Origin of the sequence: Leucobacter luti, from assembly GCF_004217175.1 — a bacterium.
GTDB lineage: Bacteria > Actinomycetota > Actinomycetes > Actinomycetales > Microbacteriaceae > Leucobacter > Leucobacter luti.
Window position 1 is genome coordinate 177,847 of the sequence record NZ_SHKI01000005.1, and the last position, 13,956, is coordinate 191,802.

The window sequence follows — 13,956 nt, forward strand, 5'->3', positions numbered from 1 at the left end:
ACCACTGGGCACACTCGCCGGAACCCGCGCCCAATTCGCGAGCCCGAGGCCCCACGCGACGGGCCACCGTGCTCGGCGCAGACATTTATTAGAGGAGAACGAATGATCGAGGATCGGCCGCCGCTCGCGAGCGGCGCACTCGACCGTGACGCTGCGACCCGGGCCACGCCGGAGCTGCTGCGTGCGGCGTGGCGGGAACCGGCAACCCGGGTACTGCGAATGCGCGGAGTCGAGATCCCGATCAGCGTCGCCGACGGCCCGCCGCGGCTCTCGCTTCAGCCCGCCGCGGGGGAGCTTCCGGCGCCCACCGCGACCGCGCCCGCCGGACACGTCTACCTGGGCCGCGCCGAGGGCCGCGCCGTGTTCGCCGCGGCCGAGGAGGCACAGGCCGACGCAGTGCCTGCCGAAGCCGCACCGGCCGAGACCGCAACCGCCGATCCGGCCGCAGCGACGGAGCCCCAGGCACCGGCCGAGGCCGCCGCACCCGCGGCGGCTCCTGAGCGCTGGGTTCACCCGTTCGAGGTGGCTGCGCAGCTTGAAGACACCGAGCGCGAGCTCGTGGCCGTGGCCTCGGCGCTGCTGCGCTGGCACGAGGCAGCCGTCTACTCGCCGCGGGACGGCGAGGCGACCGAGGTAGTGCTCGGCGGCTGGGGTCGGCGCGACGCGCGCGGGGGCGAGCTGTTCCCGCGCACCGACCCGGCCGTGATCGTGCTGATCGAGCACGAGGATCGAATCCTGCTCGGCTCGAACGCGCTCTGGGAGGCCGGCCGGTTCTCGCTGCTCGCCGGTTTCGTCGAGGCGGGCGAGGCGCTTGAGCAGACCGTCGCGCGCGAGGTGTTTGAGGAGGCTGGAGTGCGCCTCGACGACATCGAATACGTGACGTCGCAGCCCTGGCCGTTCCCGCGCTCGCTCATGCTCGGGTTCCGCGCGCGGCTCGCCGCCGGTTCGGATCCTGCGGCACTGCACCCGGACCCGGAGGAGATCTCGGAGCTGCGGTGGTTCTCGCGCGAACAGCTGCGCACCCCGGAGCCCGGGATCGTGCTGCCCACGACCGTCTCAATTGCTCGTTGGATGATCGACCGGTGGGTGGCGGAGGGCGACGCCGGTGACCGCTGACGCCGAGTCGGTGCTCGACGGGCTCGACCCGGAGCAGCGGCAGATCGCAGAGCACCTGCGCGGGCCGATCTCGGTGCTCGCCGGCGCGGGAACGGGCAAGACTCGCGCGATCACCCACCGGATCGCGTACGGGGTACGAAGCGGTGTGTACGCGCCCGACCGCGTGCTCGCCGTGACGTTCACCCGGAAGGCCGCGGGCGAACTGCAGGGCCGGTTGCGCGCGCTCGGCGCGGATGGCGTGCGCGCCCAGACGTTCCACGGCGCGGCGCTCGCCCAGCTCGGGCACTTCTGGCCGGAGGTGGTGGGCGGGGCGGCCCCGCAGATCCTCTCCGGCAAGGTCGCGGCGCTGTCGCAGGTTGTGGAGGCGTCCGGGATGCGTCTTGGCGGTGAAGCGCTGCGCGACCTCGCGGCGGAGATCGAGTGGCGCAAGACGTCGATGCTCAGCCTGGACCGCTACGAGGAACGCATCGCGGAGCGCCCGATCCCCACGGGGCTCACCGCCGAGCAGTTGCTGGAGCTGCACGGCAAGTACGCGGCGCTGCTTGAGGAACGTCGCCAGATCGACTTCGAAGACGTGCTCGTGCTGCTCACCGGCATGCTCGAGAGCGAGCCGCGCGTCGCGCTGCAGGTGCGGGAGCGGTATCGTTTCTTCACCGTTGACGAGTACCAAGATATTTCGCCGTTGCAGCACGCGCTGCTGAACGTGTGGCTGGGCGACCGCGACGACCTCTGCGTGGTGGGCGACGCGAGTCAGACGATCTACTCGTTTGCCGGTGCTTCGAGTTCGTACCTGCTGCGCTTCGGCATCGAGCATCCAAACGCGCGGCAGGTGAAGCTTGAGCGCAACTACCGCTCGGTCGAACCAATCGTGCGCATGGCGAACCGACTGATGCGCGACCGGCCCGGCGCGCTCACGCTGACCGCAATGCGCGACACCCGGACCGCGGCGGGCGCCGCGCCGGAGACCGGCCAAGCGGCGGCGCACGCGGCCCCAACATTCGAGTGGTTTGCGAGCGAGGGGGACGAGGCTCAGGCCGTGGCGAGCTCGATCGCGGCGGCGATCCAGGCGGGGACGCCGGCCTCGGACATCGCCGTGCTCTACCGCACGAACGCGCAGTCGGCGCGCTTTGAGGAGGCGCTGCGCCAGCGCGGTGTCGGCGTGCGCGTGCACGGCGCGCAGCGCTTCTTTGAGCGCGCGGATGTGCGGCAGGCGGTCATGCTGATCCGCGGCGAGGCGAAGGTGGCGCACGATCGCCCCCTGTTTCAGATCGTGAGTGACGCCCTCCGCGCCGGTGGCTGGTCCACACGACCGCCCGAGGGTGCGGCGCAGCGTGACAAGTGGGAGGCGCTGAGCTCGTTGCTCTCCCTCGTCGACGAAATGCCGCCGGGTTCTGGCATTCGCGAGTTCAGCGAGGAGCTGCTCGCCCGGCAGCGCACCCAGCATGAACCCACGGTCGACGCGGTGACGCTGAGCGCGGTCCACGCGGCGAAGGGTCTTGAGTGGTCCCTGGTGCACGTCGCCGGCCTGAGTGAAGGGCAGTTTCCGATTGTGCACGCCGTTGACGAGGCGAGCATCGACGAGGAGCGGCGTCTCGCCTACGTGGCGTTCACGCGAGCGCGCGATCTGCTGCGGCTCTCGGGGGTCGCGGGCGGCGCGCGGGCGCACCGGCAGCCCTCCAGGTTTATCGGGGAGTCCGGGCTGGCGTAGCGTGAACGCGGTCACGGGGTGCCTCCGGGAGGCAGCGCGGGCGGCGTCGTCTCGGCCGCCGCCAGCTCCCCGCACGCGCACTCCGGGTGCGCAGCGATTGTCTCGCTGACCGGGCCGCCGCGGATCCGGCCGTGCGCCACCGGGAACGTGAGCCGCGTGCGCTGCGCTGCGGGGTCACCGCGCGCCCAGGCGGCGATGATCGTGGCCACCGTGCTCGCCGCGCACATCCCGACGAGGCGGGTCTCGCTCGCTGGCACGGTCCCCACCAGCTGCGCCGCAATGACCGGCAGCGCCGGGTCGCGGTCGACGAGGTGCAGCGTGGCGCACGTGTGACAGGGGGCGCCGGGCGGCACGACCAGCGGGCCCACGCTGAGCTGCGTATCCGTGAACCTGACCCGCAGGTGGGGGAGATCCAGCATGAGCCAGGCCTGCGCGCGCTCAAGCGGCTCAAGGAACCGCTCGACATACACGACGAGCTGTGGCGCGTCTCGGTCGAGCACACAGACGCGGGAGTCGGCCAGGAGTTGCGCGAACCCGGGGACCTGCCGCCCACCCGAGCTGAGCGCCACCCGCACGGGCCGGCGCCCCGCGACCGCACCGTCGCCACCCGCTCCGCCCAGCGTCAGATCGAACCCCGGCGCAAGCCCCGGCTGAAGTGCCGATGCAATCGCTGCCAGGAGCTCGCGCGCCTCGCGCGGGGTCGCCCCGACCTCCCGGCTCTGCGCGTGAAGCTGCCCGGCCGGCAGCCCAAGTCGCAGGCGGCCGAGCAGGCGCTGCTGCGCTGCGGACGGGCGCGCCACGCGTGCGACGGCACGGTCGAACCCGATCCTGATGGTGTCGGGATCCTCCCAGCTCAGTGGCAGCTCCGGTCGAATGCGGAGCGTGGGCGTGGTGGCCGGGGCGGTGCCCCCGTGAGATGCGGACATGCACGCTAGTGTGCGCGCTGGGCGACCATCGCGGGTGGTTCTCCACAGAACTCGCGCGCTACGCACGCAACACGCCCGCAGCGCAGGCCTGTGGAGGACGCCGGGGGCGTGCCCGGCGTCGCTCCGCTACTTCGCGGGGGCGTCCCCGTCTTCGCCGCCAGCGTGCGGGGGGAGTTCGCCGTCGAGCAACTGGGCGAGGGCCGCGTCGAAGTCGTCAACGGTCTCGGTGGTGCTGCCGCCGAGCCCGAGCCGTTCAAGCAGGAGCTCGGGCTGATCGAGCTCCTCGGAGCTGGGCAGGAGGTCCGGGTGCGCCCAGAGGCCGTCCCGGGTCGCGACATCACTGCGCTCGGCGACGAGCCGCCACAGCGCCGCGGCTTCGCGCAGGCGCCGGGGCCGCAGTTCGAGCCCCGCGAGCGCGGCGAACGCGTGCTCGGCAGGCCCGCCCGTTGCGCGGCGGCGCCGCACCATTTCTGCGATCGCCTCCGCGCCGGGAATCCGCTTTGCGGCGTCCGCGGTCACCACGTCGACCCAGCCCTCAATGAGCGCGAGCACGGTCTCCAGGCGCGCGTGCGCGGCCTCCTGCTCCTCGGTCTTCGGCGGGATCAGCGCGCCATTCGAGATGAGCTCCTGGATCTGCTCGGGCCGCGACGGGTCGATGTCGTGCGCGATCTCCTCGATGCGATCGGTGTCGATCCGGATCCCGCGCGAGTACGCGGTGATCGCTGAAAGTAGGTGCAGCCGCAGCCACTTCGCGTGCCGGAACAGGCGCGCGTGAGCGAGCTCGCGGACGGCGAGGTAGAGGGTGACGGCCTCGGGATCCTGATCGAGTCCCTGGGCGAACGCAGCCACGCCACTGGGGAGCAGGGCCCCGCCCTCGCGCCCCGGGCCCGAAAGGAGCGGCACACCGATGTCGCCGGCAGAGACGACCTCGCCGGAGAGCTTGCCAATGATGGTGCCCAGCTGCACGGCGAAGAGCGCGCCTCCGACACTCTTGAGCATCGGAGCGGCGCCCTTGAGCGCGTCGCTGAGTTCCTCGGGCATCTGGGTCTGAAGTGCGTGCATGAGCGCCCCGGTGATCGAGTCCGCGACCGGCTCAGCGAGCCCCACCCAGGTATCGACAGACTGCTGCACCCACTCGATGCGGCTCAGCGTGCGCGGCGCGTCGGGGGTGGCTCCCAGCTCCGTGACCTCGTCAAGCCAGAGCGTCGCGACGGGGAACGCACGCAGAGCGGGCGCCGGATCGGTCGCGGGGCTGCCGTCGCTCGCGACCTCGAGTGCCGTGCGGCGGGTCACCGACCAGTCGATCTCAGCGGACGGATTGTGCATGGCGCCCTGGAGCGTGCTGAAGAGTCCTTGGAGGGTCTTCGGGTCGACAGGGATCCCGGCGACCTTCGCGAACTCGGCCGGATCGAATGCGGCACCGCCGCCCTCGCCGGACAGCATCTCGGACAGGATCCGCTGCAGATCTTCGAAGTCGTTTCGGCCCTGGTCGTCGGAGCTGTCGTGCTCGTTCGCGCTCATCGCTGCTCCCTCGGTCGTTCGTGGTTAATTAACGCTACGGCACGACCATCAGTTCTGCCTGCTAGATTGACGGGCGCTCGGCGAATTCCATTGCGCCGAGTGCGAACAGAGGATGGGTGGCTGACCGGTGGCGAGCGATGTGGGCGACTTCAGCGGGTCTGGGAACTTCAACGATGTCGGCCGGGCAAAGCGTCGCTCCCGGGTCGCGATGGTCGTCGCGGGCGTCGCGTTTCTCCTCATGCTCGCGGCGGTGACCCCCTCGCCCTACACGATTGAGCGCCCGGGGCCGGTCGTGAACACCCTCGGCGATGTGAATATCGAGGGCGAGACCATGCCCGTGATCTCGATCCCGGACGCCGAAACCTTCCCGACGAGCGGGGCGCTCAACCTGCTCACGGTGTCGCTCGTGGGCAGCCCCGAGCACCCGACGAGCTGGCTGTCACTCGTGCCAGCCCTGTTCGACCCGAGTCAACGAATCGCGCCCCGCACGGACTTCTACCCCGATGGCGTCACGCTGAAAGACCGTGAGGCCCAGGGAACCGTGCAGATGCAGTCCTCGCAGGCTCAGGCCACGGCAGCGGCGTTTACCGCCCTCGGTCAAGACGTGCCGGTCTCGCTGGTGATCGCGGCGGTGTCCGAGGACGGTCCCGCCGCGGGGGTGCTGCGCGAGGGCGACACCCTGCTGCGCGTCGACGGTGCTCAGATCGCCAACTTCGCGGCGCTGCGGGCCGCCATTGTCGACTCGGGAGCGGAGCAGGATCTCCTCCTCACCGTCAGCCGGGACGGCGTCGAGACGGAGGTGACGATCCGACCGGAGGTCCCCGAGGGCGGTACCGACCCCCTGATCGGTGCCGTGATCGCCACGCAGTATGACTTCCCGGTCGACGTGGACATCTCGCTCTCCGACATCGGCGGGCCGAGCGCAGGGATGATCTTCGCGCTCGGGATCGTTGACCAGCTGACCCCGGGCGCAATGCTCGACGGGATCGCTGTCAGCGGCACCGGCACGGTGACCGACACCGGGGAAGTTGGTCCGATCGGTGGCCTCGAACAGAAAATCTGGGCGGCCGCGCGGGCCGACAGCGATCTCTTTCTCATGCCCGTAGCGAACTGTGGGGACGTGCCCGCGAGGGTGCCGTCGGACCTGCAGATCGCGCCGGTTGCCACACTCGACGAGGCGCTCGCAGCGATCGAAGCGACCGTGGCCGGTGACACGGTACCCGGCGTCGAGGTCTGCGACGCGGCCGCAACTGCCGCGGGCTGACCGGGCCCCGGAGGATTGTCAGCGCGAAACGATAGGCTGTCTCGCGGAACCCGCCCGGCACCCATCGGTGCACCAAGGACAGGAAAGTGTTAGACGTGACCGACCAGAACGTAGATGCTCAGGCCGCCCGTCAGCGCCGTATCTCCCCGCTCGCAGCCACCATCATCCTGGTGGTGATCCTCATCATCGGCTTCCTCGCGGTCGCCGCGGTGACGGCTGAAGTGTTGTGGTACCGGCAGACCGGTTATCTCCCCGTACTCACGACCCAGTGGATCGCCGCGGCGGTGATGTTCGTGATCGGTTTCCTCGGAATGGCGGTGCCGCTGTTCTTCGCGATCGACGTCGCCTACCGTAAGCGACCGGTCTACGCGCGGCTCACCGCTCAGCTCGACCGATACCAGGAGCTCTTTGAGCCGCTCCGGCGCCTCGTCAAGTGGGGCCTGCCCGCGGTGATCGGCCTGTTCGCTGGCGTGAGCACCGCCGCGCAGTGGCAGAGCGCGCTCCTCTGGCTGAACAGCTCGCCCACGGGCGAGACCGACGCGCAGTTCGGGTTCGACATCTCCTTCTTCCTGTTCGACCTGCCGATGCTGCAGGGGATTGTGGGCTTTGCGTCCGCGGTCACGCTGATCTCGCTCATCGCGGGGGTAGCGACGAGCTACCTCTACGGCGGGATCGCGTTTGCGGGGCGCGACGTGCGCGTCTCGAAGTCGACCCGCATCCAGGCCGCCGTGCTCGCAACTCTCTACTTGCTGCTCCAGGCGGTGAGCCTCTGGCTGGACCAGTACAGCTCCCTCACCGGCAGCTCGGGGCTGCGCACCGGTGCGATGTTCCAGGACGTGCACGCAGTGATCCCGGGCAAGCAGATCCTCGCCGGAATCGCGATTATCGTGGCGATCCTCTTCCTGGTGACCGCGTTCACCGGCAAGTGGCGGCTCCCCGTGGTGGGCACCGCGCTCTTCCTCGTGTCGAGCATCGTGCTCGGTATCGGATACCCCTGGGCGGTGCAGCAGTTCCAGGTGCGCCCGGATGAGAAGAGCCTCGAGTCCGAGTACATCCAGCGCAACATCGATGCCACGCGTGTGGCGTACGGCATCGACGACGTCGACGTTGAGCGCTACGACGCGGTCACCGACGCCGAGCCGGGCGCGCTCCGCGACGACGCGGCAGCGACCGCGAACATCCGCATCATCGACCCCGAGGTCGTCTCGCCCACGTTCTCGCAGCTCGAGCAGATTCGCCAGTACTACCAGTTCCCGAAGTCGCTGAGCGTCGACCGGTACGAAATTGATGGCCAGGTCGAAGACGCCGTGACCGCGGTGCGCGATATCAACATCACTGATCAGACCGGCTGGTTCAACCGCACGCTCGTGTACACGCACGGGTACGGCATGGTCGCGGCGTACGGCAACCAGCGGTCGCCCGGCGGCGAGCCGGTCTTCCTCGAAAACGGAATCCCCACGAGCGGCAAGCTCGGTGAGTTTGAGCCGCGCGTCTACTTCGGCATGAGCTCGCCCGAGTACTCGATCGTTGGCGGCGAGCGAAGCAAGCCGATCGAGCTTGACTTCCCGGCGGACGCCGAAAGCACCGCCGAGGCGACCGCCGACGATCCGGCGCCCGCTGACCCGAGCGCTGAAGAAGCGACGACGGAGGAAGCCACTACGGACGAGGCTGCGACCGACGAGGCTGCGACGGATGACGCCGCGGCCGACGAAGAGGTTGAGTCCGGGCGTCAGAACATGACGACGTTCACGGGCGACGGCGGGCCGGTGCTCAGCAACATCTTCACGAAGCTGATCTACGCGCTGAAGTTCCAGGACATGGAGGTGCTGCTCTCGGGCGCCGTTGTGGACGGGTCGCAGATTCTCTACGATCGCAACCCGGTGCAGCGCGTGCAGAAGGTGGCGCCGTACCTCACCATCGACGCGTCGCCGTATGCATCGGTGGTCGACGGCCGCCTCGTGTGGATCGTTGACGGGTACACCACCTCGGCGAACTACCCGTACTCCGAAGTCACCGACATGAACGCGCTGACCGTTGACTCGTCGAACAAGACGCGCGACCCACTGCCGAAGAACGTGAACTACATTCGCAACTCGGTGAAGGCGACCGTCGACGCGTACGACGGCTCGATCTCGCTCTACGCCTGGGACTCCGAGGACCCGCTGCTCAAGTCCTGGGGCAAGATTTTCCCGGGCACACTCAAGGATGTTTCTGAGATGAGCGGTGGCCTGCTGAGCCACGTTCGCTACCCGTCTGACCTGTTCAAGGTGCAGCGCGCAGTGCTCGGCGAGTACCACGTGACCGATCCGGACGCGTTCTACTCGGCGGAGGACCGCTGGCGCACGCCGAACGACCCGGTATCGAGTGCGACGGCGGACGCCGTGAAGTTCGCTCAGCCGCCGTACTACCTGACGCTTGCGGCGGGTGCGAACGCTGATCCGAACTACTCGATCTACTCCACGTACATTCCTGACGCCAGCGGGGAGGGCCAGCGCGACATCCTCACCGGGTACCTCGCCGCGAACTCGAACGCCGGGTCGAAGGACGGTACGATCTCCGAGGACTACGGCACGCTGAAGCTGCTGACGCTGCCGAAGGGCAACTCGATCCCCGGCCCGGGCCAGGTGCAGAACAGCTTCACCACCGACTCGAAGGTCTCGAACCTGCTGAACATCCTCCGGCAGGGCGAGAGTAAGGTGATCAGCGGTAACCTGCTGACGCTCCCGGTCGGCGGCGGCCTGCTGTACGTGCAGCCGGTGTACGTGCAGGCGACCTCGGGCACGAGCTTCCCGATCCTGCAGAAGGTGCTGGTCTCGTTCGGCGATGACATCGCGTTCGAGGACACGCTCGACGCCGCGCTCGACGAGCTGTTCGGCGGAAACTCCGGGGCGAACGCCGGCGACGGTGCAACTCCGGTCGTGCCGGGCGACGACACGCCCGCCGACGACGCCGAGACGGGGAACGGCTCAAGCAGTGGGTCCTCCGACCCGCTGGATCCGGTCCTCAAGGAGATGCAGCAGGCAATCCAGGATCGCGACAAGGCGATGAAGGACGGCGACTGGACCGCCTACGGCGAGGCCGACGAGCGGCTGCGCCAGGCGCTCGAGAACGCGCTCCAGGGCAGCTAGCTCGGCGCGGCTTCGCAGCAGCGGGCCCGGGTGACGATCTACGGATTGTCTCCCGGGCCCGCTGCGTTGTTGGGGTGCGCGCGCGGACGACCGGGGTGGCGCTTGCTGCTGCTGCTGCTGCTGCTGCTGCTGTGGCTCCCGTTACCGCTTCGGCCAACGCCAGTTGGGGCCCTCGAACCTGAGCTGGCCCGCAACATGGGTCTCGCCGCCCGGCTTCTCGAGTTGAATCATGCGTGCCTCGTTCGAGAGGGCTCGCACGAGCGGTTCGGCGTGCGTGACCACGATAATCTGGGAGAACCGCGCGGCGTTGCGGATCAGCTCCGCAAGCCCGGGGAGCAGGCTCGGGTGGAGGCTGCCCTCTGGTTCGTTGAGTACGAGTAGCTCCGGCGGCCGCGGGGTGAGGAGCGCGGTGGCGAGCAGCAAGAACCTGAGCGTCCCGTCTGACAGCTCGGCCGCGCTCACACGGCGGGCCAGCCCCGGCTGTTCGAGGCAGACGCGCCCGATGCCGGAGTCGTCGCCCTCGAGCGCCGCCCTCGCGCCATCGAAGGCGGCCCCGACTGCGTCCTGCAGGCGATCAGCGTCGCCCACACCGAGCACCGTCGCGAGCGCGCCCGGCAGATTCGCCCCCGAAGCGTCGAGCACCGGCGTGAAGCTCACCGGCCCCGGACGACGCGCGGGCGCTTCCGGATCCGTGCGCAGGTGGTCGTAGAACCGCCACCTGCGCGCGGCCTCCCTGAGCGCAAACAACTCCGGCGTCTCGCTCGGCGTCGCGAGCGTGGCGAGCATCGATTCGCTCTCGCGCACGCGCCAATCGCTGAGTGTGAGCTTGCCCGAGTCGTCGCGAAGCCGCACCGCGAGGGAGCGGCGCTCCGCGAGGACCGCGGACGGTCGCAGGGTCTCTCCGTGCCACACGGTCTCGTTCTTCACCTCGGGGTCAAGCAGCCGCTCAACACCGGGCACGCTGAATGCCGGCAGCTGGGGGAGTCCCAGGTCGATCGCGTACGAGAGCTCGTCCGTGGCAACTCCGAGCCGGAGGGCAACGGGCTGGCTCGACGGCCGTGACCCCGCGTGAAGTGCGCTGCGCAGGCCGCCCTCGGCGACGAGCGAGCTGAGCGCGCCCTCGCGGACGATCTCGGCGAGCAGGCGGAGGGCGCGATACACGTTGGACTTGCCGCTCCCGTTTGGGCCCGTCACCACAGAGAGCTGGTCGAGTTCGAGCGTGACCTCCCGCAGCGAGCGATAGTTCTCGATTGCGAGGGTGCGGATCATGTCTCAACTGTAGCCGGGGCCCGCGCGCGTGGCGCCGCGGGCTGAGTGCGATCCGGGCTCGTGGTCCGCGAGCGCCTGGGGCATCCGGACGGGTTCCTCCCTCGGGGCGAGCTTGCGGATTTCCCAGGCCGTAGTGCACCCGGGCGCTGTCCGAGCCAGGGGCCCGCGATCAGGTTCAGATCATACGCAGAGGGTATGGTGGACGGCCCCGGACCCGCCCGAATTGGGTGCTTGTATGGAAAGAAGGGTAATGAACATGTCAACCTTTGTCTCGGACCTTTTCGCTGGAAAAACTGCCCTTGTTACTGGAGGCACGTCTGGAATCGGTCAAGCGACGGCAGAGTATCTCGCGCGTCACGGTGCTCACGTCGTAGCGATTGGCTTGGGCGCCGACAGAACCGCTGTCAGCGACGGGGTCGAGCTGGACCTTCGTGAGGTAGACGTCACTGACGACAAGGCGCTGAAAGCAGTCATTGCTGATCTCGACCGACTCGATATTCTGGTCCCTGCTGCGGGCATCAGTTTGGGTGATCGCGAGATCGAATGGGAAGCGTTCAATACGGTTCTCTCCATTCAGCTCAACGCCGTCTACCGAATCACTGATCTTGCGCACCCTCTCCTGGCCGCGTCTCAGGGCTCTGTGATCAACATCGCCTCGATGTACTCATTCTTCGGCGGGGGGCGTCGCGTGGCCTATTCCGCAGCGAAGGGAGCTGTTGTCCAGATCACAAAGTCTCTTGCCGAAGCGTGGGCTCCAGACGGAATCCGCGTAAACGCGGTTGCCCCGGGCTGGATCAACACTCCACTGCTTGCCACCATCGAAGACCAGGCAGTCGTGGATCGCTTACTCTCTAGGACTCCGCTCAATCGGTTCGGAGATCCCGAAGAAATTGGCAAGGCCATCGCTTTCCTTGCGTCAGACGCGGCGTCATTCATTACCGGCGTAGTGCTCCCGGTTGATGGGGGCTACTTGACCACTGGGATTTGACTCGCCCTCCGCCCCAGCAGCGGCAGGGTGCCGGAAACGGGCGAGTTTGGACTCATCCAGGAATGCAAACAGCCCCTGATCTGGTTTTCACCTCATCAGGGGCTGTCATTCGTTGCGGGGGCAGGATTTGAACCTACGACCTCCGGGTTATGAGCCCGGCGAGCTACCGAACTGCTCCACCCCGCGGCACGATCATTAGCCTACCGGGCGGGGGTCTGGTGGCGCCAAATCGCCGAAACGGTGGCGTGTTGCGGGGGCGAGGCTCGTCCACAGCTCGTGCGCTACGCGGAGCGGGACGCGGCGGAACGAGCCCGCCCGCCGCCCGATCGGCCGGGGTCGTGCTGCGGTGTCGGCGTGCCGGCCATCGCGCGTCCAAGCGGGGAAGCAGGCGGCGCACTCACGCGGCCGAGAAAAGTGCGAGGCCCTCGATCAGGAAATTCATCCAGATCGAGGGCCTATCTCGTTGCGGGGGCAGGATTTGAACCTACGACCTCCGGGGTAGTAAATGTTCATATTTGACACCTTGCGGCGACTGTTGAAAAATATAACTCTGACCAGGCGTTATCTACGTAAAGTGTCCCGCAGTATCATTCAGTCCACCCGCAGTATCACGGATTCTTTAGCGTAGTGTTTAGCGTAGTTTCCGACTACGCTAGAAGGCATGAGCACAGCAACCGCAGTAGTGAAGATGCCCGCGAAGTCGGCGAAGAAGGCCCCCGCGGCGAAGAGCCGCCTCGCCGAGGGTGAGCACAGCATCGACCGCGCGAACGTGCGCGTCGTCGGCGACAAGAAGCTCCTCGATTGGCGCATCCGCCTCCACGGCGACGCGGAGCCCGTGGCGAGGCGCACGCAGATGCCGAAGGGCTCGTCGAACGCCGAGGTGAAGGCCAAAGCCAAGTCCACGGCAGAAGAGATGCTGCGCTCTGGTGGGAAGAAGGCCGATTGGAAGCCGAGCTCCTCCCTCGGGGAGTTTGCTCGGGAAGTGGTGACGGCCGACATTGACAAGGCTGGCGTGGCTGCTCGCACGAAGGATCAGTACCGCGGCGCGCTGCGGCTGCTGATCGGCGACTGCGAACGGCATGGACATGCGCGGGCGCTCGGTCGTCGCACGATCGCTGCTGCGGTGAAGTACGACGTCCTGGAGGACTGCCTACTGGAGATCGCCGAGCTGCACGGCGCGGAGATTGCCCGCCAGTCGCGCACGGTGCTGAGCGGCTATGTGATGAAAGCACTGAAGCGCCGGAACCTGATCCAGGGGAACCCTATCCGTGGCGAGAGGCTCGATCTGAAGGCCAATGCGCGCCCGCACGACGGGCGCACGGGCGGCGTGGCTCTCTCAGAGGCGGACTACCGACGCGTGGTGGAGCATCTGCTGGCGATCGACCCTGCCGAGGGTGTTGAGAAGCCGAAGCGCGGTCGCTGGACTTTGGCTGACCGGATCGCTCAGCGCCGCAACGCTATTGACCTGACCCTGCTGCAGGCCGCCACCGGGTTGCGCGTCAATGAGGCGCGGCAGGTGTGGCGGGACCTGATGCTCGATGACGCCGACGGCCTGCGGGTCAACGTCGTGAAGGAGATCGCCAAGGGTGGCACCCCGCGCGTCGCGTACGTGCTGAACGAGGACATCGCTGTGCGCGTGCGTGAGCGCCTTTCGCAGCCCGGGGTAGGCTCTGACCCGCTGGTGGGCTCTCCGTACGCGGAGAGCGCCGTCTGGGACCTGTCGAACCTCACGTCAGTGAACCGGTCCCTCTATCTGGAGCTTGCGGAGGACCTGAAGATCGCCGCGTTCGAGAAGGAGCGCTCCCACATCTGGCGCGCGACCCTGAACACGCTGCTCAAGGGCACCGTGCCGGATGTGATGCTCGAAGCGCAGTTCGGCCACACGGCCGACGTGAACCGGTCGCACTACACAGATACGGCCATGCCGCTTTCCGTTGCCGAGGCGGCGATTCAGCGCCTCGCGCAGGCTTGAAGTTGCGTGATGCTTGCATCACTTGCTAGGATCGCAGCAGCTTAGGCGATCCGAAAGGAACTCC

Annotated in this window: 9 protein-coding genes and 1 tRNA gene; 6 read left to right on the forward strand and 4 right to left on the reverse strand. The window is 68.1% G+C overall.

The features are described 5' to 3' along the window. The first annotated feature begins 102 nt into the window (after positions 1-102). Both nudC and EV139_RS09950 read left to right on the forward strand, forming a co-directional pair. Entirely contained in the window at positions 103-1,116 is a 1,014-nt protein-coding gene (nudC, locus tag EV139_RS09945) for an NAD(+) diphosphatase (protein WP_130454185.1), read from the forward strand. After that, a complete protein-coding gene (locus EV139_RS09950) occupies positions 1,106-2,824 on the forward strand; it encodes an ATP-dependent helicase (protein ID WP_130454186.1) in 1,719 nt (572 codons plus the stop codon). Before nudC ends, EV139_RS09950 begins: the two co-directional genes overlap by 11 nt. Positions 2,825-2,835: 11 nt before the next feature. Here EV139_RS09950 and EV139_RS09955 read toward each other — a convergent pair whose 3' ends face one another. Next, the gene (locus EV139_RS09955; RefSeq protein ID WP_130454187.1) at positions 2,836-3,750 is read right to left on the reverse strand and encodes a hypothetical protein; all 915 of its coding nucleotides are present in this window, start codon (positions 3,748-3,750) and stop codon (positions 2,836-2,838) included. Between the two features lie 126 nt (positions 3,751-3,876). Continuing rightward, complete coding sequence (locus EV139_RS09960; RefSeq protein WP_130454188.1) at positions 3,877-5,271, reverse strand: zinc-dependent metalloprotease; 1,395 nt, start codon at positions 5,269-5,271, stop codon at positions 3,877-3,879. Between the two features lie 127 nt (positions 5,272-5,398). On the opposite strand from EV139_RS09960, the gene EV139_RS09965 reads away from it, so the two are divergent. Both EV139_RS09965 and EV139_RS09970 read left to right on the forward strand, forming a co-directional pair. Then, positions 5,399-6,535 (forward strand): YlbL family protein, encoded by a 1,137-nt coding sequence (locus EV139_RS09965; RefSeq protein ID WP_241989018.1) that lies wholly within the window; start codon positions 5,399-5,401, stop codon positions 6,533-6,535. Between the two features lie 95 nt (positions 6,536-6,630). Continuing rightward, positions 6,631-9,663 (forward strand): UPF0182 family membrane protein, encoded by a 3,033-nt coding sequence (locus tag EV139_RS09970; RefSeq protein ID WP_130454189.1) that lies wholly within the window; start codon positions 6,631-6,633, stop codon positions 9,661-9,663. Positions 9,664-9,804: 141 nt separating this feature from the next. On the opposite strand, the gene EV139_RS09975 is transcribed toward EV139_RS09970, so the two are convergent. After that, entirely contained in the window at positions 9,805-10,932 is a 1,128-nt protein-coding gene (locus tag EV139_RS09975; RefSeq protein WP_130454190.1) for an AAA family ATPase, read from the reverse strand. Between the two features lie 250 nt (positions 10,933-11,182). Between EV139_RS09975 and EV139_RS09980 the strand changes: the two genes are divergently transcribed. Next, positions 11,183-11,920, forward strand: a complete 738-nt coding sequence (locus EV139_RS09980; RefSeq protein WP_198677529.1) for an SDR family NAD(P)-dependent oxidoreductase — start codon at positions 11,183-11,185, stop codon at positions 11,918-11,920. Positions 11,921-12,032: 112 nt separating this feature from the next. On the opposite strand, the gene EV139_RS09985 is transcribed toward EV139_RS09980, so the two are convergent. Next, a tRNA-Met gene (locus tag EV139_RS09985) sits at positions 12,033-12,106 on the reverse strand. Positions 12,107-12,581: 475 nt separating this feature from the next. On the opposite strand from EV139_RS09985, the gene EV139_RS09990 reads away from it, so the two are divergent. Continuing rightward, a complete protein-coding gene (locus EV139_RS09990) occupies positions 12,582-13,892 on the forward strand; it encodes a site-specific integrase (RefSeq protein WP_130454191.1) in 1,311 nt (436 codons plus the stop codon). Positions 13,893-13,956 lie beyond the last annotated feature (64 nt).